Origin of the sequence: Pseudomonas sp. PB106 (assembly GCF_009764645.1) — a bacterium.
GTDB lineage: Bacteria > Pseudomonadota > Gammaproteobacteria > Pseudomonadales > Pseudomonadaceae > Aquipseudomonas.
The window spans coordinates 1-24,742 of the sequence record NZ_RWIM01000001.1 but is presented as its reverse complement, the minus strand read 5'-3'; the positions used below and the strand labels follow the sequence as shown (position 1 = coordinate 24,742).

Annotated in this window: 20 protein-coding genes and 1 tRNA gene; 18 read left to right on the top strand and 3 right to left on the bottom strand. The window is 59.0% G+C overall.

Annotated elements, in window-relative coordinates; genetic code table 11:
- Positions 1-16 precede the first annotated feature (16 nt).
- On the top strand, positions 17-1,240 hold the full coding sequence (locus tag EJA71_RS00105; RefSeq protein WP_158953243.1) for a multifunctional CCA addition/repair protein: 1,224 nt from the start codon (positions 17-19) through the stop codon (positions 1,238-1,240).
- A gap of 104 nt (positions 1,241-1,344) precedes the next feature.
- Here EJA71_RS00105 and folK read toward each other — a convergent pair whose 3' ends face one another.
- Together folK and folB are read right to left on the bottom strand one after the other, a co-directional pair.
- A complete protein-coding gene (gene folK, locus EJA71_RS00100; protein WP_158953241.1) occupies positions 1,345-1,860 on the bottom strand; it encodes a 2-amino-4-hydroxy-6-hydroxymethyldihydropteridine diphosphokinase in 516 nt (171 codons plus the stop codon).
- Entirely contained in the window at positions 1,851-2,207 is a 357-nt protein-coding gene (gene folB, locus EJA71_RS00095; RefSeq protein ID WP_158953239.1) for a dihydroneopterin aldolase, read from the bottom strand. Before folB ends, folK begins: the two co-directional genes overlap by 10 nt.
- A gap of 74 nt (positions 2,208-2,281) precedes the next feature.
- On the opposite strand from folB, the gene plsY reads away from it, so the two are divergent.
- Positions 2,282-2,851: a glycerol-3-phosphate 1-O-acyltransferase PlsY gene (gene plsY / locus EJA71_RS00090; protein ID WP_158953237.1), complete on the top strand. Its 570-nt coding sequence runs from the start codon at positions 2,282-2,284 to the stop codon at positions 2,849-2,851.
- Between the two features lie 11 nt (positions 2,852-2,862).
- Here the strand turns inward: plsY and tsaD are convergent, their stop codons facing one another.
- Positions 2,863-3,888, bottom strand: coding sequence for a tRNA (adenosine(37)-N6)-threonylcarbamoyltransferase complex transferase subunit TsaD (gene tsaD, locus EJA71_RS00085; protein WP_158953235.1), 1,026 nt, complete (start codon positions 3,886-3,888; stop codon positions 2,863-2,865).
- Positions 3,889-4,087: 199 nt separating this feature from the next.
- Between tsaD and rpsU the strand changes: the two genes are divergently transcribed.
- From rpsU to EJA71_RS00005, 16 genes are all read left to right on the top strand, one after another.
- On the top strand, positions 4,088-4,303 hold the full coding sequence (rpsU, locus tag EJA71_RS00080; protein ID WP_002551877.1) for a 30S ribosomal protein S21: 216 nt from the start codon (positions 4,088-4,090) through the stop codon (positions 4,301-4,303).
- A 485-nt stretch (positions 4,304-4,788) separates the two neighbouring features.
- Complete coding sequence (dnaG, locus tag EJA71_RS00075; RefSeq protein WP_158953233.1) at positions 4,789-6,753, top strand: DNA primase; 1,965 nt, start codon at positions 4,789-4,791, stop codon at positions 6,751-6,753.
- 67 nt (positions 6,754-6,820) lie between these two features.
- Entirely contained in the window at positions 6,821-8,668 is a 1,848-nt protein-coding gene (rpoD, locus tag EJA71_RS00070) for an RNA polymerase sigma factor RpoD (protein ID WP_158953231.1), read from the top strand.
- Positions 8,669-8,795: 127 nt separating this feature from the next.
- Positions 8,796-12,542 (top strand): bifunctional diguanylate cyclase/phosphodiesterase, encoded by a 3,747-nt coding sequence (locus EJA71_RS00065; protein WP_158953229.1) that lies wholly within the window; start codon positions 8,796-8,798, stop codon positions 12,540-12,542.
- Between the two features lie 15 nt (positions 12,543-12,557).
- Positions 12,558-12,634, top strand: a tRNA-Ile gene (locus EJA71_RS00060).
- Positions 12,635-12,882: 248 nt separating this feature from the next.
- Entirely contained in the window at positions 12,883-13,449 is a 567-nt protein-coding gene (locus EJA71_RS00055) for a PBECR2 nuclease fold domain-containing protein (protein ID WP_158953227.1), read from the top strand.
- Between the two features lie 297 nt (positions 13,450-13,746).
- Complete coding sequence (locus EJA71_RS00050) at positions 13,747-14,208, top strand: Lrp/AsnC family transcriptional regulator (RefSeq protein WP_158953225.1); 462 nt, start codon at positions 13,747-13,749, stop codon at positions 14,206-14,208.
- A gap of 222 nt (positions 14,209-14,430) precedes the next feature.
- Positions 14,431-16,113 (top strand): NAD(P)/FAD-dependent oxidoreductase, encoded by a 1,683-nt coding sequence (locus EJA71_RS00045; RefSeq protein ID WP_158953223.1) that lies wholly within the window; start codon positions 14,431-14,433, stop codon positions 16,111-16,113.
- A gap of 12 nt (positions 16,114-16,125) precedes the next feature.
- On the top strand, positions 16,126-16,920 hold the full coding sequence (locus EJA71_RS00040) for a carbon-nitrogen hydrolase family protein (protein ID WP_158953221.1): 795 nt from the start codon (positions 16,126-16,128) through the stop codon (positions 16,918-16,920).
- A 38-nt stretch (positions 16,921-16,958) separates the two neighbouring features.
- Positions 16,959-19,373, top strand: a complete 2,415-nt coding sequence (gene pqqF / locus EJA71_RS00035) for a pyrroloquinoline quinone biosynthesis protein PqqF (RefSeq protein WP_158953219.1) — start codon at positions 16,959-16,961, stop codon at positions 19,371-19,373.
- Between the two features lie 155 nt (positions 19,374-19,528).
- A complete protein-coding gene (gene pqqA / locus EJA71_RS00030) occupies positions 19,529-19,603 on the top strand; it encodes a pyrroloquinoline quinone precursor peptide PqqA (protein WP_003422658.1) in 75 nt (24 codons plus the stop codon).
- 81 nt (positions 19,604-19,684) lie between these two features.
- A complete protein-coding gene (gene pqqB / locus EJA71_RS00025; protein ID WP_047303785.1) occupies positions 19,685-20,596 on the top strand; it encodes a pyrroloquinoline quinone biosynthesis protein PqqB in 912 nt (303 codons plus the stop codon).
- 134 nt (positions 20,597-20,730) lie between these two features.
- Positions 20,731-21,483 (top strand): pyrroloquinoline-quinone synthase PqqC, encoded by a 753-nt coding sequence (pqqC, locus tag EJA71_RS00020; RefSeq protein WP_064365278.1) that lies wholly within the window; start codon positions 20,731-20,733, stop codon positions 21,481-21,483.
- Positions 21,480-21,755 carry a pyrroloquinoline quinone biosynthesis peptide chaperone PqqD gene (gene pqqD / locus EJA71_RS00015; RefSeq protein WP_158953217.1) on the top strand — a complete coding sequence of 92 codons (276 nt, stop codon included), beginning with the start codon at positions 21,480-21,482 and terminating at the stop codon, positions 21,753-21,755. The genes pqqC and pqqD overlap by 4 nt, the downstream gene beginning before the upstream one ends.
- Positions 21,727-22,899: a pyrroloquinoline quinone biosynthesis protein PqqE gene (pqqE, locus tag EJA71_RS00010; protein ID WP_158953215.1), complete on the top strand. Its 1,173-nt coding sequence runs from the start codon at positions 21,727-21,729 to the stop codon at positions 22,897-22,899. The genes pqqD and pqqE overlap by 29 nt, the downstream gene beginning before the upstream one ends.
- Positions 22,865-24,664, top strand: a complete 1,800-nt coding sequence (locus EJA71_RS00005; RefSeq protein ID WP_158953213.1) for a S9 family peptidase — start codon at positions 22,865-22,867, stop codon at positions 24,662-24,664. Before pqqE ends, EJA71_RS00005 begins: the two co-directional genes overlap by 35 nt.
- The last annotated feature ends 78 nt before the right edge of the window (positions 24,665-24,742 follow it).

Sequence of the window (24,742 nt, the reverse complement as noted above, 5' to 3'; positions counted from 1 at the left end):
CTAACGGAGGTTTTTTATGCAGATTTTCAAGGTTGGCGGTGCGGTTCGTGATCGCTTGCTGGGCAAACCGGTCACTGATATCGACTGGGTGGTTGTTGGGGCGACGACCGAGGAAATGCTCGCCCAGGGTTATCGCCCGGTGGGGTCGGACTTTCCGGTGTTTCTGCACCCCAAAAGCGGCGAGGAATACGCCCTCGCCCGCACCGAACGCAAGAGCGGTCGCGGTTATGGCGGCTTTACCTTTCACGCCAGCCCCGAAGTCACGCTTGAAGAAGATCTGATTCGCCGCGACCTGACCATCAATGCCATGGCCGAGGACGATCAGCAGAATCTGACCGACCCCTACCACGGCCAACGCGATCTGGAAGCCCGGATTCTGCGTCACGTTTCCCCGGCGTTCGCCGAAGATCCCCTGCGCGTACTGCGCGTTGCCCGCTTTGCTGCCCGCTATGCCGGACTGGGTTTTACCGTCGCGCCGGAAACGCTGGAGCTGATGCGTCAGCTCAGCGAATCCGGTGAGCTGGAAGCGTTGACCGCTGAGCGCAGCTGGAAAGAAATCTCCCGTGCACTGCTGGAAGATCAGCCGCAGGTATTCATTCAGGTGCTTCGCGATTGTGGCGCACTGAAAGTGTTGATGCCGGAAGTGGATGCGCTGTTCGGAGTGCCGCAACCCGAGGCGCATCACCCGGAAATCGACACCGGTCTGCACACTCTTAGCGTGCTGGAGCAATCAGCGCTGCACCAACAACCGCTGACCGTACGCTGGGCCTGCCTGCTGCATGACCTCGGTAAAGGTCTGACCCCGGAAGAAGAGTGGCCTCGGCATATTGCCCATGAGCACACCGGACTGAAGCTGATCAAAGCGGTCAACGAACGCTTCAAAGCGCCGAAGGATTGTCAGGAATTGGCCTTGCTCGTCGGCAAGTACCACACCCACGGGCACCGTGCCCTGGAGTTGAAGGCTTCGACGTTGCTGGAATTGTTGCAGAGCTTTGATGTGTATCGCCGGCCACAGCGCTTTGAAGAGTTTATCGCTGCGTGCGAAATGGACGCCCGAGGGCGCAAAGGGCTGGAACAGCGAAGTTATCCACAGGCGGATTATTTGCGCGGCGCTGCCAAGGTTGCGCGGGAAGTCGCGGTGCAACCGTTGCTGGAGAAGGGATTCAAGGGGCCGGAGCTGGGTGAGGCGCTAAAGCGTGAGCGGCTAAAGGCTTTGAAGTCTTACAAAGAGAACGCCTGAAGCAAGATCAAAAGATCGTCCGATCGCGGCCCGAGCCTGCGGCAGCTCCTACATGGGATTAAGTGTTTTCCTGTAGGAGCTGCCGAAGGCTGCGATCTTTTGCTTTAAAGATTCGACGGCGTGAGCTGCTGCCCGCGCCACTCGAACGCTACTGGCGCCAACACCTGCTCAATCTGCGCCTCTGCCCACAACGTCGCGAAGCTTTTTCCCACACCCGGATGCACGCGATCCGGCGCAATCAGCGACAACGGCCACAGCACAAAGGCGTTTTTCAGAATTTCTGCACGCGGCAACACCAGTCCGTCGAAATTGCCTGCCAGATCGCCATACAACAACACGTCGATATCCAGCGGCAGGCCTTTGCGATCCGGGGCATAGCGCCCGTTATCCGCTTCAATGAGTTTCAAGCGCCGATCCAGCTCTACCAACGGCAGGTCAGTAAACGCCGACACCACAAAGTTGAAGAATGGCCCGCTCTTGATCCCCACCGGCTGACTTTCGAACACCGCCGAACAGCGGATATCCACCAGAAACGTCGCCAATGCATCGAGACCTGCGCGCAAGTGGGTTTCGCGTTCGATATTGCTACCGAGCCCGAGATAGACCTGAGTCAGCGACATCCGCGCTCGATCTCCACACCCACGCCGCCCTTGGCAGCCGGCACCGCGCCTGGCTTGGTCAACTTCAGGCGTACCCACGTGATATTGAATTCGCTCATCAGCACTTCGACCAGACGCTCAGCGAACGTCTCGACCAGTTGAAACTGCGCCTGTTCGGCAAACGCCTGAATTCGCGTGGAAACACTGGCGTAATCGAGCGCCAGGGTCAGGTCGTCACCGGCCGCGGCCGGGCGATTGTCCCAGGCGAAGCTCAGATCAAGACGCAGGCACTGTCGGATGCCGCGCTCCCAGTCGTAGGCACCGATCACGGTATCGACTTCCAGGCCCTCGATAAACACTCTGTCCAAGCACTTCTCTCCGCTGCACGACAAGGGCGCAATGCGCCGTTAGAATCAGGGCGTCCTCGCCCGGAATAGTTAGCATGTTTTGGTTACTGGCGACTCTCGCCTACCTGCTCGGCTCGCTGTCCTTTGCCATTTTGCTCAGCCGCCTGACCGGTAATCCGGACCCGCGAATGAGTGGTTCGGGCAATGCCGGCGCCACCAACATGCTGCGCCTGGCCGGTCGCAAACTGGCGATCCTGACCCTGCTCGGTGATCTGTGCAAAGGCCTGGTGCCGGTGCTGATTGCCTCGGCGGCAGGCCTTTCGCTGCAAGATCAGGCGTGGATCGGCGTGTGCGCCGTAATCGGTCACCTGTTCCCGCTGTATTTCCGCTTCCGTGGCGGCAAAGGTGTCGCCACCGCTGCCGGCATGCTGCTGGGTCTGTATCCGCCCGCCGCACTATTGGCTATTTGTGCCTGGCTGCTGACGTTCTACCTGACCCGCACCAGCTCACTGGCGGCGCTGATCGCCACGCCCCTGACCCTGCCATTGCTGGCCTGGCGAGAACCGGAGGCGCTGCTGCCGATGAGCGCACTGACCTTGCTGATCGTCTGGCGTCACCGCGGCAATCTACGCGACCTGTTTGCCGGGCGCGAACGGCATTTTTAAATGCCCGATTATTACAACGCCGACAACTGCTCCATCGGCCAGCGCGCCTGCACGCTGATCGCCAGACTTTCCTGCTGACCGGCCTGCAAACGCTGGCAACCGGCAAACGCGATCATCGCGCCGTTGTCGGTGCAGAATTCGGGACGGGCGTAAAACACATCGCCCTTCATGTCGCCGAGCATCTTCTCCAGCGAAACCCGCAGAGCCTTGTTGGCACTGACGCCGCCAGCGATCACTAGACGCTTCATACCTGCCTGTTTCAGGGCACGCTTGCACTTGATGGTCAAAGTCTCCACCACGGCCTGCTGGAACGCCAGCGCGATGTCGCAACGGGCTTGCTCGTTGTCGTCCCCGGCGCTGACGCACTGCTGCCAGGCGTTGAGAGCAGAGGTTTTCAGACCACTGAAGCTGAATTGCAGACCTGGGCGATCACACATCGGACGCGGAAAGGTGAAACGTCCGGCGATACCCTTCTCTGCCAGCTTGGCGATTTCCGGGCCGCCCGGATAATTGAGGCCCATCATCTTCGCGGTTTTGTCGAACGCTTCGCCGGCGGCATCATCGAGTGTCTCGCCGAGCAAGGTGTATTGGCCGATGCCATCGACCTGAACCAGCTGCGTATGACCACCGGAGACCAACAAAGCGACGAACGGGGATTGCGGCGGAGTTGGCTCCAGCATCGGCGCGAGCAAATGCCCTTCCATGTGGTGCACGCCAAGCGCCGGAATGCCCCAGGCAAACGCGAGAGCCTGAGCGCAGGAAGCACCGACCAGCAACGCGCCAACAAGGCCAGGACCCGCGGTATAGGCGATTGCATCGATCTCGGTGGGCACACAGTCAGCCTCGGCCAACACCTGACGAATCAAGGGCAGCATGCGTTTGACGTGGTCACGCGAGGCGAGCTCCGGCACCACGCCGCCATAGGCACGGTGCAGGTCGATCTGGCTGAACAGTGCGTCGGCCAGCAGGCCGCGCTCGCTGTCATATAATGCGACACCGGTTTCGTCGCAGGAGGTTTCTAATCCCAGTACTAGCATGGGTTTGCGCCTTGTTTAGGCTGAATTCGAAGGCGCGCATTCTAGTCGCCGCGTGATGCCCCGACCAGCGGTTTTCGATCAGAGGCTTTGCATTCCGAGCGATGAGGGGTTAACATCCGCAACCCTTAAAAACCGACGTCTTCAAGTGCTCTTTGGCTGCGAGGATGTTGACCCCGGTAATGAATGAAGGTAGCTCTGGATGCCAGCCGTCAAAGTTAAAGAGAACGAACCCTTCGACGTAGCTCTGCGTCGTTTCAAGCGCTCCTGCGAAAAAGCCGGTGTACTGGCTGAAGTTCGTAGCCGCGAATTTTACGAGAAGCCAACTTCTGAGCGTAAGCGCAAAGCAGCAGCCGCTGTTAAGCGTCACGCCAAGAAAGTTCAGCGCGAACAGCGCCGCGCCGTTCGTCTGTACTAATACACAGACGTTCGTAGCAAGCTTCTTGCCTAAGCCCGGCTCTCAGCCGGGCTAATGGCATTTGCGTAAAACGCTTGATGCTTCACCGTCGAAGCCGCACACGCGACCGAGACAAATCTGCTTTACGCGTCAGACCTGGCTCTTTTGCCAGCGGTGCACGTCTTTTCTGACGAGCCTTTCAAGGCTACTGACGAGCACACCCACTGATTCCTCTCACGACGATCAGCCCAAGGCACCTGCATGCGTGCCCGCTTTATTGAGCTATCCGAGGCCCTCAACCGGCCGTCAGCGGATTCAGCGCAACACTTTCAAATAGTCGAAGACTGATGAGTACTAACGTCAGTGGATTTTCGGCAGATACACTTCCCGACAGCGATTACGCAGACGACACCGGTCGAGCCGCACCTTTTGCGTGCTTCCTACAATGACCCGCGTCCGCCAGCCTTTCGCATCGGACTTATTGCAGCGCAGACGACGAGAATGCCATGGCCGGGCTGATTCCCCAGAGCTTCATTGACGACCTGCTGAACCGCACCGACATCGTCGATGTGGTCAGTTCGCGCGTGCAATTGAAGAAGGCCGGCAAGAACTACACCGCCTGTTGCCCGTTTCACAAAGAAAAAACCCCGTCGTTCAGCGTCAGCCCCGACAAGCAGTTCTATTACTGCTTCGGCTGCGGCGCCGGCGGTAATGCCCTCGGCTTTCTCATGGATCACGACAACCTGGATTTTCCCCAGGCCGTCGAGGATCTGGCAAAAGCCGCCGGCATGGAAATTCCTCGCGAAGAAAGTGGCCGCCCGCACAAACCGCGCCAGCCGACCGATTCGCCGCTGTATCCGTTGCTCACCGCGGCCGCCGACTTTTACCGGCAAGCCCTCAAGAGCCATCCATCGCGCAAAGCTGCAGTGGATTACCTCAAGGGCCGCGGCCTGACCGGCGAGATCGCCCGGGATTTTGGCCTCGGCTTCGCACCGCCGGGCTGGGACAACCTGTTCAAGCACTTGAGCAGTGACACCCTTCAGCAAAAAGCCATGATCGACGCTGGTCTGCTGATCGAGAACGCCGAAACCGGCAAACGCTATGACCGCTTCCGCGATCGCGTGATGTTCCCGATCCGCGACACTCGTGGGCGCATCATCGCCTTCGGTGGTCGCGTACTCGGTGACGACAAGCCGAAATACCTGAACTCACCGGAAACCCCGGTATTCCATAAAGGCCAGGAACTCTACGGCCTCTATGAAGCGCGCAAGAACAACCGCAACCTTGACGAAATCATCGTCGTCGAAGGTTATATGGACGTCATCGCCCTCGCCCAGCAAGGCTTGAAGAATGCCGTCGCGACATTGGGCACCGCGACCAGCGAAGAGCACTTGAAGCGTCTGTTCCGCGTAGTGCCGAACGTATTGTTCTGTTTCGACGGCGATCAGGCCGGTCGCAATGCCGCGTGGCGCGCGCTGGAAGCAACTCTTTCCAGCCTGCAGGACGGACGCCGTGCGCGCTTCCTGTTTCTGCCCGAAGGCGAAGACCCGGACACTTTGGTACGCGCCGAAGGCACTGATGCCTTCAAAGCCCGAATCAATCAGCACGCTCAGCCGCTGGCCGATTATTTCTTCCAGCAACTGACGGAAGAGTCCGACCCGCGCTCGCTTGAGGGCAAGGCGCACATGGCCACCCTCGCAGCACCGTTGATCGACAAAGTGCCGGGCGCCAACCTGCGCATCCTGATGCGTCAACGCCTGAGCGAAATCACCGGCCTGAGCAGTGAAACCGTCAGTCAGCTGGCGCAAAGTGCGCCCCAGGAAGCGCCGCCCGCCTACGATCCGGGCATTGATTACGACGCAATGCCGGACTACAGCGACTACCATCAGCCGCAGGCACAGGACATGTATGTGCCGCAGCAAGAGTGGACGCCGAAGAAACCCGGCGCCGGCGGCAAGAAGTGGGACAAGAAGCCTTGGGATAAAAACGGCAACCGTGGCGGCGATCGGGAACAACAACGCCCACGCACGCCGATCGGCGTCGAATCGCCGACCCTGACTGCCCTGCGCACATTGCTGCATCACCCGCAATTGGCCGAGCGCGTCGAGGACGCCGGGCACATTGCCGATGAAAATCAGACCAATGCCCAGCTGCTTGTGGCACTGCTCGAAGCCGTACAGAAGAATCCCAAGCTAAACTCATTTCAGTTGATCGCGCGATGGCACGGCACTGAACAGGGTCGCTTGCTCAAGGCACTGGCAGAAAAGGAGTGGCTGATTGACGGAGAAAACCTTGAACAACAGTTTTTCGACACCATTACTAGCTTGTCAGCCCGCCAACGCGAGCGAAATCTTGAACAGTTACTCAGGAAAGCCCGTCAGAGCGAACTGAGTATTGAAGAGAAAAATCAACTGCGCGACCTTCTAAGTCGCAATGTTTCCGCATCAAACCCGACCTCAACTGGCGCGTGAGGTCATAGCTCAGGTATAATCCTCGGCTTGTTTTTTGCCCGCCAAGACCTTCAGTGGATAGGGTGTTATGTCCGGAAAAGCGCAACAGCAGTCTCGTATTATTGAGTTGATCAAACTGGGTCGTGAGCAGAAGTATCTGACTTACGCCGAGGTCAACGACCACCTGCCCGAGGATATTTCAGATCCTGAGCAGGTGGAAGACATCATCCGCATGATTAACGACATGGGGATCCCCGTACACGAGAGTGCTCCGGATGCGGACGCCCTTATGTTGGCCGACGCCGATACCGACGAGGCCGCTGCGGAAGAAGCAGCCGCTGCGTTGGCAGCGGTGGAGACCGATATCGGTCGCACCACTGACCCGGTGCGCATGTACATGCGTGAAATGGGTACGGTCGAGCTTCTGACTCGTGAAGGCGAAATCGAAATCGCCAAGCGGATCGAAGAGGGCATCCGTGAAGTGATGAGCGCTATAGCGCACTTCCCTGGCACGGTTGACCATATTCTCTCCGAATACACCCGCGTCACCACCGAAGGTGGTCGCCTGTCCGACGTCCTGAGCGGTTATATCGACCCGGACGACGGCATTGCGCCGCCTGCGGCAGAAGTGCCGCCGCCAATCGATCCGAAAGCGCCGAAAGCCGAAGACGATGACGCGGAAGATGAAGCCGATTCTTCCGATGACGAAGAAGAAGCCGAAAGCGGCCCGGATCCGGTCATCGCTGCCCAGCGCTTCGGCGCCGTGGCTGATCAGATGGAAGTCACCCGCAAGGCCCTGAAAAAGCACGGTCGCAGCAACAAGGCAGCGATTGCCGAATTGCTCGCACTGGCCGAGCTGTTCATGCCGATCAAACTGGTTCCGAAGCAATTCGAAGGCCTGGTCGAGCGTGTTCGCGGTGCCCTGGATCGTCTGCGTCAGCAAGAGCGCGCGATCATGCAACTGTGCGTACGTGATGCACGTATGCCACGCGCCGATTTCCTGCGTCAGTTCCCGGGCAATGAAGTCGACGAAAGCTGGTCCGACGCCCTGGCCAAAGGCAAGAGCAAGTACGCCGAAGCCATCGGTCGCGTGCAGCCGGACATCCTCCGTTGCCAGCAGAAACTGATCGCGCTCGAAACCGAGACCGGTCTGACCATCGCTGAAATCAAGGACATCAACCGTCGCATGTCGATCGGTGAGGCCAAGGCCCGCCGCGCGAAGAAAGAGATGGTTGAAGCCAACTTGCGTCTGGTGATCTCGATCGCCAAGAAGTACACCAACCGCGGCCTGCAATTCCTCGATCTGATCCAGGAAGGCAACATCGGTCTGATGAAAGCGGTGGACAAGTTCGAATACCGTCGTGGTTACAAGTTCTCGACTTATGCCACCTGGTGGATCCGTCAGGCGATCACTCGCTCGATCGCCGACCAGGCCCGCACCATCCGTATTCCGGTGCACATGATCGAGACGATCAACAAGCTCAACCGTATTTCCCGGCAGATGTTGCAGGAAATGGGTCGCGAACCGACCCCGGAAGAGCTGGGCGAACGCATGGAAATGCCTGAGGACAAAATCCGCAAGGTATTGAAGATCGCTAAAGAGCCGATCTCCATGGAAACGCCGATCGGTGATGACGAAGACTCCCATCTGGGTGACTTCATCGAAGACTCGACGATGCAGTCGCCAATCGATGTCGCCACTGTTGAGAGCCTGAAAGAAGCGACTCGCGAAGTGCTGTCCGGCCTCACTGCACGTGAAGCCAAAGTACTGCGCATGCGTTTCGGTATCGACATGAACACCGACCACACACTCGAAGAAGTGGGCAAACAGTTTGACGTAACGCGTGAGCGGATCCGTCAGATCGAAGCCAAGGCGTTGCGCAAGCTGCGCCACCCGACGCGAAGCGAGCATCTGCGCTCCTTCCTCGACGAGTGATACCAGAACCCCCGGCCCAGGCCGGGGGTTTTGTTTTTATGGCAGATTAAATTCCCCGCACCACCCTCCCCGCTGCTTACCCCGTCTACACTCGAAACAATCATCCCCGAGCCATAACGAGAGCGTTATGCCCAGATTGGCGTCCGTGCTTTTTTTGCTGTCACTGATGATCTGGACCGCAACGGCTAACGCGCTGACTCTGACCGATGAAGAACGTAGCTGGCTGGCGGCTCACCCGGACTTGCGCTTGGGTGTCGACGCGTCGTGGCCGCCGTTCGAGTACCGCGACGATCAGAATCGCTATCAAGGATTGGCGGCCGACTACATCGACGTCATCCGCCAGCGTCTGGCGATCAAATTGACGCCGATCGAACCCGTGAGCTGGACAGTAGTGCTGGAGCAAGTAAAAACCGGCAAGATCGACCTGTTGCCCGGGATCATGTCCACCCCGGAGCGCCAGAATTACCTGTCATTCACCCGCCCCTATCTCGACTTCCCGATCGTCATCCTTGCCCACGTCGGTGGCGCGCAACCGCGCAAACTGGATGATCTCTACGGCCTGAAGATTGCCGTGGTAGAAAACTACGCGCCCCACGAACTGCTGCGCACTCATCACCCCGATCTCAATCTGGTGGCCATGCCCAATGTCAGCTCGGCGTTGCAAGCCTTGGCGACAGATGAAGTGGACGCCGTGGTTGGCGACCTCGCCTCCAGCGTCTGGAGCCTGCGCCAGCTCAAGCTCGATGGCTTATACGTGAGCGGCGAAACCCCATATCGCTATCAACTGGCAATGGCTGTGCCCCGCGACAACAAGGTTCTGGTGGGGATTCTCGACAAAGTCCTCGCCGACATGAGCCCGGATGAGATCAGCAGTATTCAGGAACACTGGGTCGGCAATGTCCTCGATCACCGGACATTCTGGTCAGACTTACTGATCTATGGGCTGCCGGGCCTTTTATTGCTGGTCACCATCCTGGCCGTGGTGATCCGCATCAACCGCCGCCTGAGTTCGGAAATCGCCCGCCGCATAGACCTCGAACAGGAACTGCGCAGCAGCGAATATCACTACCGCGGTCTGGTGGAAAGTCTGTCGGCCATCGCCTGGGAAGCGCGCATGAGCGACTTCACCTATAGCTATGTGTCGCCCCACGCCGAAGACCTGCTCGGTTATCCACAATCCCATTGGCTGATTCCAGGCTTCTGGCACAACATCATTCATCCGGCGGACCTGACCCGCACGCAGAGTTATTGCAAAGAAGCGCTGCGCGAGGGCCGCGATCATATTGTCGATTATCGTGTGATCACCGCCGATGGCCGTTGCCTGTGGGTGCGCGACATCGTCAGCCTGATCGAGCACGGTCATGAGCCGGTGATGCGCGGTCTGATGATCGATATCAGTGAAATCAAGCGCACCGAAGAAGCCCTGCGGCTGTCGGAGCAGAAGTTTGCTTCGGTATTTCAGCAATGCCCGGACATCCTGGTCATCGCGCGGCTGTCTGACGGATGTTTGCTGGAGGTCAACGAAGCCTTTGAAGAGCAGATTGGCCTGAGAGCCGAAGAAGTCATTGGTCAAACCGCCACTAACCTGAATATCTGGGGCATTCCCGGTGTCGGCCCAGGGCTGTTGCAGCGTTTGCAGGCCGGCAGCATTCGTAACCTGGAAATGCCCTTTCGCCGCAACAACGGCCAGTTGTTCACCGGCCTGATTTCCGCCGAGCCATTCGATCTCGACACCACGCCCGCATTGGTGGTCGTGGTGCGCGACATCACCCAGCTCAAGGAAACCCAACAACAATTGCAGACTTCCGAAGAGAAGTTTGCCAAGGCCTTCCATGCCTCGCCGGACGGCTTGCTGCTGTCGCGGCAGAGCGATGGTTTGCTGCTGGAGGTCAACGAAGGCTTCAGCCGCATCACCGGTTTCAACAGTGCGATGTCGGTGGATCGTTCGGCGCTGGACCTGGGTATCTGGGTCAACCTCAACGAGCGCAAACAGATGCTCGATCTGCTGCACCGTGACGGTTTCGTCCGCGACTTCACCTGCCATATCCGTCGCAGCGACGGGCAGATTCGCCTCTGCGAAGTCTCCAGCCGTCCGCTGCCGATCGGCGAAGAAGACTGCATGCTGACCATCGCCCGCGACATCACCGAACGGCATCTGATGCAGGAAAAACTGCAACAAGCCGCGACCGTTTTCGAAAGCACCGCCGAAGGCGTGTTGATCACCGACACTCAGCAGCACATCAGCGCGGTCAACCGCGCCTTCACCGAGATCACTGGCTACAGCGAAAGCGAAGCCCTCGGCCACACCCCGCGCTTGCTCGCTTCCGGCCTGCACGACAGCGCTTTTTACGCGGCGATGTGGCACCAGTTGACCGACGAAGGCCACTGGCAGGGCGAGATTTCCAATCGGCGCAAGAACGGCGAGCTGTACCCGAGCTGGCTGACCATCAGCGCCGTGCGCAACCGCGACAAGTTCATCACCCACTTCGTCGCAGTGTTTGCCGACATTTCCAGCCTCAAGCACGCGCAGGCCAAGCTCGATTATCAGGCTCACCACGACCCGCTGACCGGCCTGCCCAATCGCACGTTGTTCGAAAGCCGCTTGCTCACTGCACTCAACAATCAGCAGGAAAACGGCGGCCAGGGCGCCGTGCTGTTCCTCGATCTCGACCGCTTCAAGCACATCAACGACAGCCTCGGCCATCCGGTTGGTGATCTTCTGCTTAAAGGCATCGCCGTGCGTTTGAAAGAACAGCTTCGTGACATCGACACTGTGGCGCGACTCGGCGGCGATGAATTCATCATCCTGCTGCCCGGCCTGCAACAGGCCAGCGATGCCGACAACATCGCCAGCAAACTGCTCAATTGCTTCGGGGCGCCGTTCCAGGCTGGCGAACATGAGTTTTTCATCAGCGCCAGTATCGGCACCAGCCTCTACCCGCGTGATGGCTGTGACGTCGCCACGCTGGTGAAAAACGCCGACGCGGCGATGTACCGCTCCAAGGCCAAGGGCCGTAACCGCGTCGAGAGCTACACCCGCGACCTCACCGCCCAAGCGAGCGAACGCGTGGCACTGGAGCACGAGCTGCGTCGGGCCATCGAGCGCGATGAATTGTTTCTCTACTACCAGCCAAAAATCAGTCTGGAGGACCACAGCCTGGTCGGTGCCGAAGCATTGATCCGCTGGCGTCACCCGACCTTTGGCGACGTGCCGCCAGAACACTTCATTCCGCTGGCCGAAGAGAACGGCATGATCTTGCAGATCGGCGACTGGGTGCTGGAGACCGCGTGCCGACAGATGTTCGAATGGAATCAGGTCTACGACAGCCTCGGCCCGCTCTCGGTGAACCTCGCCGGCGCGCAACTGCGCCAGCCCAATCTGCTCGGACGCATCGAACAACTGCTCAAGGACAACCGTCTCCAACCGGACTTACTGCAACTGGAAATTACCGAGAATTTCATCATGAGTCAGGCCGAAGAAGCGCTGGCCGTGCTGCACCAACTCAAACACCTCGGCGTGCAACTGGCTATCGACGACTTCGGCACCGGCTATTCCTCACTCAGTTACCTCAAGCGCCTGCCGCTCGACATCCTCAAAATTGACCAGTCCTTCGTCCGCGGACTGCCCGACGATCCTCACGATGCAGCGATTGTCCGCGCCATCATCGCCCTCGGCCGGAGCATGCAATTCACCGTGATCGCCGAGGGGGTGGAAACCCAGGCGCAACAGCAATTCCTCGCCGCCGAAGGCTGCGAACAGATCCAGGGCTACATCGTCAGCCTGCCGCTGCCACCGGAAGAATTCGCCGCAACGTTTCTGCGTGTAACCGTATCGGATTTTTCGGATAGCACAGCCGAGAAACCGTCGCTATAATCCGCGACCTACTGAGGGCCTATAGCTCAGTTGGTTAGAGCAGAGGACTCATAATCCTTTGGTCCACGGTTCAAGTCCGTGTGGGCCCACCAAATTGAAAGCCGCGCTAAATGCGCGGCTTTTTCTTGGGCGAGTGGTTGGGGTTTCAGTGTTGGCGAGCGCAATGTCCGCAAGACTTCCCCGAAGGCTGTAGGCAAGTTCCGAAGCGCGTTTCGAGGAATACAGCCGCAAGGTCTGTAGGAACATTCCGAACTCATGTTTTCTCCACTTCTCCCGCCTTGTTGACCGTTTCTACCGACGAGTAATCTCCGGACGCCACCGCCCGTCCAGGATTGTTTTTATGCTCGTGAATGCTGCGTCACTGATAAAGAAAGCAGCCGACCAGCCAACCTGGATCGACTTTGCTTTACCTGATCTGAGAATGTTATCGAGGGAGCTTCGCTCAGCCGCAATCGAAGAAGTCAAAAGGGCTGACGACGCCGACGGCGCCCTCAAAATCCTCTTGGATCACTTGGGGTTCGTCGACGAGTCAGTACTGGCCGTCACTATCCTCACACCTATTGGAAACGTTGCAGTCATGAGAGACAAACTGGCTCACATAGTCGAGAAACGTCCAGACTCCCGAGAGCGCTATGTTCGACATGCAATCGATACGCTCACGGGACCTTTCGAAGTATGGAAAGTCCTTTACGATAATGGCGGCTTCCGAATGGCATTCATCAACGCCTATGAGGCAAAGAACGACATGCTTGTGGTGGTCGATATGCGTAACGGGCATGTCCTCTGGAACTTCATGCACGCTCCGGCAAGAGCGATGAACAAGCACCGCCAAGGCGAGCTTTTATACAAGAGGTACATTCTTGAAGACAAAGAAAAGGGCAGCCATTCGGCTGCCCTTGATGTTTGAATCCTGATATTTGCATCCTCAGGAAATGGGATGAAGAGGTCTCACCTTACACCGATGTTGCAGCATCGCTGAGGTACCTACATCCGCTAATGCCCTGCAAGGCAGCAGATTTCGCGCTCTTGCTGGCATTCTTGATAAATAGGCCAGGCAAGTCAAATCAAATATGCGATGTATTGTTTCAGCTCAACGATAGCGTCGACACTTGGGTGAACCGTTCAAACATCGCCTGTAAGCGCGCTGCTAACAGTGTCTGTAATATGCGCAACTCACCGCCCCCACACACCATGGAGCCAGCCCTTGCCAGACACCCGCCCGCCCGCGCTCGATGAAATCGATCGTCAGCTAATCGCTGCCCTGCAGATCAACGCCCGCGAAAGCGTGGCGATGCTTGCCCGGCAATTAGGCATTGCGCGTACCACGGTGACCTCGCGGCTGGCGCGCCTGGAAAAGGCCAAGGTGATTACTGGTTATGGCGTGCGTTTGGGTCAGCGGGTGGTCGATGGCGGCTTGCAGGCCTACGTCGGGATCAAGGTGCAGCCGCGTTCCGGCAAAGAGGTGGTGCGCCGGTTGGGTGCCATGGCGCAGGTGCAGCAGTTGTGTGCGGTGAGTGGCGAGTTTGATTATGTGGCATGGTTGCGCACCGATTCGCCGGAGCAGCTGGATCAGTTGCTGGATCAGATTGGCAGCGTGGATGGGGTGGAGAAGACGACGACTTCGATTATTTTGAGTAGCAAGATTGATCGGGGGCAGCCGGTTTGAATTTTCTCACCGGGATTTCTCGGTGAATGTGAATGCCTCTTCGCGGGCAAGCCCGCTCCTCCAGTGATCGAAGTGGAGTTTAAGATTGTCGTTATGCACAACTTAATAGCAAAACGACGACACTTTGCGTCTTATTAACGTGTTCCACGCTCCCTAGAATGGCTGGCATCTTTTCCTATACTCAGACGCGCATCCCGCGTCGGGTCGCCAGCAAGGTCAGCCATGAACAAGAACAATCGCCATCCTGCAGACGGTAAGAAACCAGTCACCATTTTCGGCCCGGACTTTCCGTTCGCGTTCGACGACTGGATCGAACACCCCGCCGGTCTCGGCATTATTCCTGAACACAATCACGGCGCTGAAGTGGCGATTGTCGGCGCAGGCATTGCGGGTCTGGTGGCGGCTTACGAGTTGATGAAACTCGGTTTGAAACCGGTGGTTTATGAGGCGTCGAAGCTCGGCGGTCGTCTGCGCTCGCAAGCCTTCAACGGCACTGATGGCATCGTCGCTGAACTCGGCGGCATGCGTTTTCCGGTGTCTTCTACCGCGTTCTATCACTACGTCGACAAGCTCGGCCTTGAGACCAAACCTTTCCCGAACCCACTCACACCTGCCTCCGGCAGCACCGTGATCGATCTGGAAGGCAAAACCCATTACGCACAGAAACTGGCGGATCTTCCTGCACTGTTCCAGGAAGTGGCTGACGCCTGGGCGGATGCGCTGGAGGCTGGCTCGCAGTTCGCCGATATCCAGCAAGCCATCCGCGACCGCGATGTGCCGCGCCTTAAAGAGCTGTGGAATACCTTGGTGCCGCTGTGGGACGACCGCACCTTCTATGACTTCGTCGCCACCTCGGAAGCCTTCGCCAAGCTGTCGTTCCATCACCGCGAAGTGTTCGGCCAGGTCGGTTTCGGCACCGGCGGCTGGGACTCGGACTTCCCCAATTCGATGCTGGAAATCTTTCGCGTGGTCATGACCAACTGCGATGACCATCAACACTTGGTGGTCGGCGGCGTCGAGCAGGTGCCGCAAGGTATCTGGCGCCATGTGCCGGAGCGCTGCGTGCACTGGCCCGAGGGCACCAGCCTGAAATCCCTGCATCGCGGTGCGCCGCGTTCCGGCGTGAAGAAAATCGCCCATGCACCGGATGGCCGCTTTGCTGTCACCGACAACAATGGCGATACCCGCGAATACGCCGCCGTGCTGACCACTTGCCAGAGCTGGCTGCTGACCACGCAGATCGAATGCGACGAAACCCTGTTCTCACAGAAAATGTGGATGGCGCTGGATCGCACCCGCTATATGCAATCGTCGAAGACGTTCGTGATGGTCGACCGACCGTTCTGGAAGGACAAAGATCCAGAAACCGGTAGTGACTTGATGAGCATGACCCTCACCGATCGCCTGACCCGTGGCACTTACCTGTTCGACAACGGCGACGACAAACCGGGGGTGATTTGCCTGTCGTACTCGTGGATGAGCGATGCGTTGAAGATGCTCCCGCATCCCGTGGAAAAACGCGTCGAGCTGGCGTTGAATGCGTTGAAAAAGATCTACCCGAAAGTCGACATCGCCGCGCGAATCATCGGCGACCCGATCACCGTGTCGTGGGAAGCTGACCCATACTTCCTCGGTGCTTTCAAAGGCGCCCTGCCCGGCCACTATCGCTACAACCAACGCATGTATGCGCACTTCATGCAGGACGAGATGCCAGCCGAGCAGCGCGGAATTTTCATCGCCGGCGACGACGTTTCGTGGACGCCGGCATGGGTCGAAGGCGCGGTGCAGACCTCGCTCAACGCGGTGTGGGGGATCATGAAACATTTCGGTGGCTCGACACATAAAGCGAACCCGGGCCCCGGTGATGTGTTCAAAGACATCGGCCCTATCGCCCTGCCCGAGTAAGAGGAATCCCTGATGCGTGTAGCCCTTTACCAATGTCCACCGCTGCCACTGGAGCCCGCCGCCAACCTGCAACGCCTGCATCAAGTGGCGATGGAGGCCAAGGGCGCCGACCTGTTGGTGCTGCCGGAGATGTTCATGACTGGCTACAACATTGGCGCCGAAGCGGTCAGCACCCAGGCCGAGGTCTACAACGGTGAATGGGCGCAGCAGATCGGTCGGATCGCCAAGGCGGCCGGTCTGGCGATTGTTTACGGCTATCCGGAACGCACCGCCGACGGGCAGATCTACAACGCCGTGCAGTTGATCGATTCCCACGGCGAGCGCCTGTGCAATTACCGCAAGACACATCTGTTCGGTGATCTGGATCGCTCGATGTTCAGCCCTGGCGACGATGATTTCCCCATCGTCGAACTCAACGGCTGGAAGCTAGGGTTCCTGATCTGTTACGACCTGGAATTTCCGGAAAACACCCGGCGTCTGGCCCTCGCCGGCGCTGAGCTGATTCTGGTGCCGACGGCGAACATGATCCCGTTCGATTTTGTCGCCGACGTCACCGTGCGCTCCCGTGCCTTCGAAAACCAGTGCTACGTCGCCTACGCCAACTATTGCGGCAGTGAAGGCGAGATTCACTATTGCGGGCAAAGCAGCCTCGCCGCGCCGGATGGCAGCCGCATCGCACAGGCCGGGCTCGACGAAGCGCTGATCATCGGCGAACTCGATCGACAGTTGATGCTCGACTCCCGCGCCGCCAATCACTACCTCAGCGATCGCCGTCCCGAGCTTTACGGCGCGCTCAACCAGCGCTAATCCGCTAGCATTGGCACTTCACTGTTCTGGAAGTGCCCATGCCTGCGCCGACTCACCCCCGCTCTCACACCGAAACCCTGGCCAATGGCTTGCGCGTGACCCTGCGTCATGTGCCTGGTCTGAAGCGCAGCGCCGCTGCTTTGCGCGTGGCTGCCGGTAGCCATGACGTGCCGCTGACGTGGCCGGGACTGGCGCATTTCCTTGAGCATTTGCTGTTTCTCGGCACCGAGCGTTTTCCTACGGGCGAAGGGCTCATGGCCTACGTGCAAGGTCACGGTGGCCAGGTGAATGCCAGCACGCGTGAACGCACCACTGACTTTTTCTTCGAGTTGCCGACGCGTTCGTTCAGCGGTGGGCTGGAGCGTCTGTCAGACATGCTCGCCAAGCCCCGTATGAATCCGGACGATCAGTTGCGCGAAAGGGAAGTGTTGCAGGCAGAATTTGTCGCCTGGTCGCAGGATCCTGCAGCGCAACGGCAGTTTGCTATGTACGAAGGACTACCGGCAGAGCATCCATTACGCGGGTTTCATGCGGGCAATCGGGACAGCCTGAAAGTGGAAAGTCCGGCGTTTCAACAAGCGTTGAAAGGGTTCCACCAGCAGTTTTATCAGACCGGGCAGATGACGCTGAGCCTGGTCGGGCCGCAAACGCTGGAAGAACTGAAAGCGCTGGCCGAGCAATTCGCGTCAGTGTTGCCTGTTGGGGATAAAATTGCGCAGGCAGCACCTCTTCCGCTGACGGTGAAAAGTTATCAACAGGTCGATGAACAGCGCAGCCATTTGTTGTTTGCCTTTGATGCATTGCCCGAGTCGTCCAACGAGGCTTTGGCGTTTCTTTGCCATTACCTGAACAGCACCAAGCCCGGCGGATTGCTGGCGTATTTGCAGGGGCAAAAACTGGCGGATGGATTGAGCGCTGCGCCGGTTTATCAGTTTGCCGGCCAAGCGTTGTTGCATCTGCAATTCACTGCACCGCCCGGATCGTTAAACACCCTTCATGAACAACTGCTCGATTGGCTGAGTTTCTTTGCTCGGCAGGATTGGGCGCCTCTGGGCGAGGAATACGCGGTTCTGCATCAACGTCAGCAACAAGTCAGTGGCGCGCTGCAACTGGCGCGTATCGACAGTGAGCAGATGGAAACCGGTCTGTCGGGTTCTGGTGTTGAAGCCCTTACACAGATCCTCCGCGAAATCGGCACTGTGGATAACTTCAGCGAGCACTGGCACATGCCTGCTGCCAACCCCTTCCTGCGATCAAGCGAGCCGCTGGCCAACGCCGGACTGATTCGCGGCCAGACCAGCGCCCACCGGGGCCTGCGCACATTCGCTCAGGATCGCTCCCGTGGCCGACGCGATCGTTCGCCGATGCAATTCAGCCAGGCGTTGCCGGACAGCGGCGATGAAGGCGCGATCTATCTGCGTTGGCAGGTGGAATCCGCCGCCAGCATCGATCTGCAGAGCACGCTGCAACGCAGTCTTAAACAAACCGGGCAAGACGCGCGTGAGGCTGGGGTCGATCTGTCTTTCAGCACCACCGGCAATCAATGGCTGTTGAAGCTCACCGGCCTGCAGGAGCCCATGCCCAGCGTCCTCGAGCACGCGCTGAAATGTCTGACGCAAATTGACGCGGATTCACCGCGCAGCGAGCCGGAAACGCCGCTGATCGCCATCCGCCAATTGCTCAAAGCGCTGCCAGAACATGTTCTGCAACCCGCCGATATAGTCGACGACGCCAAACACCTGTGGACAACTTCGCGCTGGGACGGCCTCGCTTTGGGCCTCAACCAACAAACACAATCTGCCATGGGTCTGGCCCTGAGCCGTATTCCCGGTATTCCGGACAATCAGTTGCCCGCACCGACGGCGATCACCGCGCAAAAGCAGTGGCGCCACATCGACACCGCCTCCAGCGAACATGCCTTGCTGCTGTTCTGCCCAATCGCCAGCAGCGACATTGCCGACGAAGCGGCGTGGCGAATGCTCGCGCAACTGTGCCAGACACCGTTCTATCAACGTTTGCGCGTCGAGTTGCAATTGGGCTATGCCGTGTTCAGTGCATTGCGTCAGATACAGGGCCAGACCGGTCTCCTGTTCGGTGTGCAATCGCCAAGTGCCAAACCTGTGGAGCTGCTGGAGCACATCCAGCAATTTCTCAACGGCATCCCGGCCCTGATCGAACAGCTGGATGACGCCAGCCTCAGCCAGCAACGGCAAAACCTCGCTGATCAATTCGATGACACCAATCTGTCCAGCAAAGACGCCGCCGAACTGTTCTGGCAGGCCAGACTCGCGGGCCACTCGTCGGATTATCTTGAGCAGTTGATTGCGACCATGCGAACACTGGATCGCCAAGCGTTGCTCAGCGCGGCACAACGCTTGATCAACGCAGAGGGCGGCTGGCTCTGCCTCGCCAGCGATTCAGCCGCTGAAAGCGCGTGGCAAGCGACAAATTGATCATTACCGAGGCTGCAACGAGCTTTCTCAAAGATTCACGGGCATTTACCCGGAAATTTTGAGTAACATAGCAGCCTAACTATTTGGAACATCTTTGCGCTGCCGTGGACTATAACTATGGACAGCGCTATCCCACCAACCTGAGGAGACACACCATGTCCTGGACAAAACCGGCTTACACCGACCTGCGTATCGGCTTCGAAGTCACCATGTACTTCGCCAGCCGCTGAGTTCTGCTTACGTAGAATTGCAGTGCAACGCCTCGGCTCGCCGGGGCGTTTTATTTTCCGCGTTGAAATAATGGAGTGTTCATGTTCGTCCAGATTCTGGGTTCGGCCGCTGGCGGCGGTTTTCCGCAGTGGAACTGCAACTGCGTCAACTGCGCAGGCTTTCGCGACGGCAGCCTGAATGCCAAGGCCCGTACCCAATCGTCCATCGCGATTTCCGATGATGGCGTGAACTGGGTGTTGTGCAACGCCTCGCCGGATATTCGCGCGCAGCTGCAAAGCTTCGCCCCGATGCAACCGGGTCGCGCTCTGCGTGACACCGGCATCAGCGCGATCATCCTGATGGACAGCCAGATCGACCACACCACCGGTTTGCTCAGCCTGCGCGAAGGCTGCCCGCATCAGGTCTGGTGCACGGACATGGTTCACGAAGACCTGAGCACCGGTTTTCCGCTGTTCAAGATGCTCACCCACTGGAATGGCGGGCTGGACTGGAACCGCATCGAACTCGACCAAAGTTTCACCGTGGCCGCATGCCCGAACCTGCGTTTCACTCCGCTGCCGCTGCGTAGCGCCGCGCCACCGTACTCGCCGCACCGTTTCGATCCGCATCCGGGCGACAACATCGGCCTGATCGTTGAAGATCTGAATACTGGCGGCAAACTGTTTTATGCGCCGGGTCTGGGCAAGGTCGATGCGCCGTTGCTGGAAATCATGGCCGGCAGCGATTGCCTGTTGGTCGATGGCACGATGTGGGATGACGATGAGATGCAGCGCCGTGGCGTCGGCACCCGCACCGGTCGCGAGATGGGCCATCTCGCACAGAATGGCCCTGGCGGCATGCTGGAAGTGCTGGAGCAGTTGCCCGAGCAGCGCAAAGTGCTTATCCACATCAACAACACCAACCCGATTCTCGACGAGGATTCGCCGGAGCGTGCCGAGTTGGCGCGGCGTGATGTTGAAGTGGCGTTCGATGGTATGAGTATTGTGCTGTAACTGATGGCCCCAACGCTGGCAAGCCAGCTCCCACAAGGTTCTGTGGCGTACACAAAACCTGTGGGAGCTGGCTTGCCAGCGATGACGTCCTGACAGACACCACAGAATCCAACGGTTGGTCCCGGAGAACAGACATGACTGACACGCCAATGTCCCCCGCCGAATTCGAAGCGGCCCTGCGCGCCAAGGGCGCCTACTACCACATCTACCACCCCTATCACGTGGCGATGTACGAAGGCCGCGCCACTCGCGAGCAGATTCAGGGCTGGGTCGCCAACCGTTTCTACTATCAGGTGAACATTCCCCTGAAAGACGCGGCGATCCTCGCCAACTGTCCAGACCGCGAAATCCGCCGCGAGTGGATCCAGCGCCTGCTCGACCACGACGGCGCCCCCGGTGAAGACGGCGGCATCGAAGCTTGGCTGCGTCTGGGCCAAGCGGTCGGCCTCGACCCGGATCAACTGCGCTCCCAGGAACTGGTGCTGCCCGGCGTACGTTTCGCCGTCGACGCCTACGTCAACTTTGCCCGCCGCGCCAGTTGGCAGGAAGCCGCCAGCAGCTCGCTGACCGAACTGTTCGCGCCGCAGATCCACCAATCGCGCCTCGACAGTTGGCCGCAGCATTACCCGTGGATCGACCCGGCCGGTTACGAATACTTCCGCACCCGCCTCGGTCAGGCGAGACGCGATGTCGAGCACGGTCTGGCGATCACGCTTGAGCACTACAAGACCCGCGAAGGCCAGGAGCGCATGCTGGAAATTCTCCAGTTCAAACTGGACATTCTTTGGAGCATGCTCGATGCCATGAGCATGGCCTACGAACTGAACCGCCCGCCGTATCACAGCGTGACCGAACAACGCGTCTGGCATAAAGGAATCACCTTATGAGTTTCGACCGCAGCAAAGTCCCGACCTGGCGCCCTGGCTACCGCTTCCAGTACGAACCGGCGCAGAAAGGCCATGTGCTGCTCTATCCCGAAGGCATGATCAAACTCAACGAAACCGCTGCGTTGATCGGCGGCTTGATCGACGGCGAACGGGATGTCGCGGCGATCATCGCCCAACTCGATGAGCAGTTCCCCGGCGTGCCCGAACTCGGTGACGACATCGAGCAATTCATGGAGGTTGCCCGTGCGCAGCACTGGATCGAACTTGCCTGATACGTCGGTGCAAGTACCGCCAAAACCTGAAATCGGCCTGCCGCTGTGGTTGCTCGCCGAGCTGACCTACCGCTGCCCGCTGCAATGCCCGTACTGCTCCAATCCGCTGGATTTCGCCGAGCAGGGCAAAGAACTCAGCACCGAGCAATGGATCAAGGTCTTCCGCGAGGCGCGGGAGATGGGTGCGGCGCAGTTGGGCTTTTCCGGTGGCGAGCCGCTGGTGCGCCAGGATCTCGCCGAGCTGATTCATGAAGCGCGGCAATTGGGTTTCTACACCAACCTGATTACCTCCGGCATTGGTCTGACCGAGCAGAAAATCAGCGACTTCAAAAAAGCCGGTCTCGATCACATCCAGATCAGTTTCCAGGCCAGCGATGAGCAAGTGAACAACCTGCTCGCCGGCTCGAAAAAGGCCTTTGCGCAGAAGCTGGAAATGGCCCGTGCGGTGAAGGCCCACGGCTATCCGATGGTGCTGAACTTCGTCACCCATCGGCACAACATCGACAAGATCGACCGCATTATCGAGCTGTGCATCGCGCTTGAAGCCGACTTCGTCGAGCTCGCCACTTGCCAGTTCTACGGTTGGGCACAGCTCAATCGTGTCGGCCTGTTGCCGACCAAAGAACAACTGGTGCGTGCCGAGCGCATCACCAATGAATACCGCGCGAAACTGGAAGCCGAAGGGCATCCGTGCAAGCTGATTTTCGTCACCCCGGATTACTACGAAGAACGCCCAAAAGCCTGCATGAACGGCTGGGGCAGTATCTTTCTGACGGTCACCCCGGACGGCACCGCCCTGCCCTGCCATGGCGCCCGGCAGCTGCCGGTACAATTTCCCAATGTGCGCGATCACAGCATGCAGCACATCTGGTACGACTCGTTCGGCTTCAATCGCTTCCGTGGTTACGACTGGATGCCCGAGCCGTGCCGCTCCTGCGACGAGAAAGAAAAAGACTTCGGCGGCTGCCGCTGCCAGGCGTTCATGCTCACCGGTGATGCGAGCAACGCTGACCCGGTGTGCAGCAAATCCGAACACCACGGCGTGATTCTCAAGGCCCGCGAAGAAGCCGAGACCGCCACCCAGACCATCGAACAATTGGCCTTCCGCAATGAACGAAACTCGCGCCTCATCGCCAAGGGCTGAGCCTTTCAGCGCCTCGCAAGCCGTCGCTGCCGGGACGGATTTCGCCGAATTGCAGCTCGGCGCCAACGGGTTGTTCTGGAATGAATATCGCCCGGAAGATGCCGCATGCCGGATCTGGCATTGGCGCGATGGCGTGGCGAAATGTCTGACACCGAATGGCTTCAGCGTGCGCAGTCGCGTGTACGAATATGGCGGTGGCGCGTTTTGTCTGACACCGGACGGGGTGGTTTTCGTCGCGGAGGCGGATCAGCAGTTGTACCGCCAGACGTTGGATGGCGAGCCCGAGGCGCTGACGTCGGGCGAGTGCCGTTATGGCGATCTGCATTTTGCGTTCGGCCAGGTGCTGGCGGTTGAAGAACAACGCGATCAGCATCGGCTGGTAGCGATAGATCTGGCTGACGGCGCGCGGCATTTGTTGGCTGAGGGCGCGGACTTTTACGCTGCGCCCACCCTCAGCCCGGATGGCCAGCGTTTGGCCTGGATCGAGTGGAGCCGACCGCATCAGCCATGGACTGCAACGCGATTGATGGTCGCTGACGGTGATTTTTCTGCGCCCCGTTGCGTGGCGGGCGACCAGATTGAGGAGTCGATTCAACAGCCGCGATTCGATGCCGAAGGTCGTTTGTACTGCCTGACTGACCGCGGCGGTTTCTGGCAGCCGTGGGTTGATACTCTCGACGGTTTGCAACCATTGCCCGCTGCGCTGGCCGATCATGCACCGGCGCCGTGGCAACTCGGCGGCTGCACCTGGTTGCCTGTTGAGGGTCTGTTTTTAGCCAGTTGGAGCGAAGGTGGTTTTGGCCGTCTGACGTTTGGCGATGAAGATTTCACTGGCGACTACAGCCGCTTCCGCCACTTGGCGCTGGATGAGCAAAACATCTACTGCATCGCCGCCTCGCCGATCAGTCCTTCGGCGGTTATCACCATTGATCGAGCTACACGCGAAGTGAAAGTGCTGGCCGGTGGCGTGGCTCCGTTGCCCGCTGAACGTATCAGCCGTCCGCAAACGCTTTGTTACCCGAGCGGTTCGGGCCAGGCTCACGGGTTCTTTTATCCCGCCATGAGCGGTGAGACGAAACCGCCGCTGGTGGTGTTCATCCACGGCGGTCCGACCTCGGCGTGCTACCCGATGCTCGACCCACGCATTCAATACTGGACGCAACGCGGCTTCGCCGTCGCTGATCTCAACTATCGCGGCAGCAGCGGTTATGGCCGCGAATACCGTCAGGCTTTGCATTTGAGCTGGGGTGAAGTGGATGTCGAGGATGCTTGCGCGGTGGTCGCCTATCTCGCCGAGCAGGGTTTGATCGACGGTGATCGCGCGTTCATTCGGGGCGGCAGCGCGGGCGGCTACACCACGTTGTGTGCGCTGGCGTTCCAGCAAGTCTTCCGCGCCGGCGCCAGTCTCTACGGCGTCAGCGACCCGGTTGCGCTCGCCCGGGCGACGCACAAGTTCGAAGGGGATTACCTGGACTGGCTGATCGGTGATCCCGAAAAAGACGCCGAACGCTATGCCGCACGCACGCCGTTACTGCACGCGAGCAATATCCGCGTACCGGTGATTTTCTTTCAAGGCGAACTGGATGCTGTGGTCGTCCCGCAACAGACCCGCGACATGGTCGCGGCGTTGGAGCAGAACGGCATCCCGGTCGAAGCACACTACTACCCCGAAGAACGCCACGGCTTCCGCCGTGCGGCCAATCAGGCGCATGCGTTGGAGCAGGAGTGGAAATTCTATCGACGGGTAATGGGATTTGCAGACTGAAACCCTCTCCCTGTAGGAGCTGCGGCACGCTGCGATCTTTTGATCCTGATCCTCGAATTAAAATCAAAAGATCGCAGC

Bases quoted from the DNA above. Each gene is read 5' to 3' on its own strand.
- EJA71_RS00105 (WP_158953243.1), top strand. From the start codon at position 17: ATGCAGATTTTCAAGGTTGGCGGTGCGGTTCGTGATCGCTTGCTGGGC.
- folK (WP_158953241.1), bottom strand. From the start codon at position 1,860: ATGTCGCTGACTCAGGTCTATCTCGGGCTCGGTAGCAATATCGAACGC.
- plsY (WP_158953237.1), top strand. From the start codon at position 2,282: ATGTTTTGGTTACTGGCGACTCTCGCCTACCTGCTCGGCTCGCTGTCC.
- tsaD (WP_158953235.1), bottom strand. From the start codon at position 3,888: ATGCTAGTACTGGGATTAGAAACCTCCTGCGACGAAACCGGTGTCGCA.
- rpsU (WP_002551877.1), top strand. From the start codon at position 4,088: ATGCCAGCCGTCAAAGTTAAAGAGAACGAACCCTTCGACGTAGCTCTG.
- dnaG (WP_158953233.1), top strand. From the start codon at position 4,789: ATGGCCGGGCTGATTCCCCAGAGCTTCATTGACGACCTGCTGAACCGC.
- rpoD (WP_158953231.1), top strand. From the start codon at position 6,821: ATGTCCGGAAAAGCGCAACAGCAGTCTCGTATTATTGAGTTGATCAAA.
- EJA71_RS00065 (WP_158953229.1), top strand. From the start codon at position 8,796: ATGCCCAGATTGGCGTCCGTGCTTTTTTTGCTGTCACTGATGATCTGG.
- EJA71_RS00055 (WP_158953227.1), top strand. From the start codon at position 12,883: ATGCTCGTGAATGCTGCGTCACTGATAAAGAAAGCAGCCGACCAGCCA.
- EJA71_RS00045 (WP_158953223.1), top strand. From the start codon at position 14,431: ATGAACAAGAACAATCGCCATCCTGCAGACGGTAAGAAACCAGTCACC.
- EJA71_RS00040 (WP_158953221.1), top strand. From the start codon at position 16,126: ATGCGTGTAGCCCTTTACCAATGTCCACCGCTGCCACTGGAGCCCGCC.
- pqqF (WP_158953219.1), top strand. From the start codon at position 16,959: ATGCCTGCGCCGACTCACCCCCGCTCTCACACCGAAACCCTGGCCAAT.
- pqqB (WP_047303785.1), top strand. From the start codon at position 19,685: ATGTTCGTCCAGATTCTGGGTTCGGCCGCTGGCGGCGGTTTTCCGCAG.
- pqqC (WP_064365278.1), top strand. From the start codon at position 20,731: ATGACTGACACGCCAATGTCCCCCGCCGAATTCGAAGCGGCCCTGCGC.
- pqqD (WP_158953217.1), top strand. From the start codon at position 21,480: ATGAGTTTCGACCGCAGCAAAGTCCCGACCTGGCGCCCTGGCTACCGC.
- EJA71_RS00005 (WP_158953213.1), top strand. From the start codon at position 22,865: ATGAACGAAACTCGCGCCTCATCGCCAAGGGCTGAGCCTTTCAGCGCC.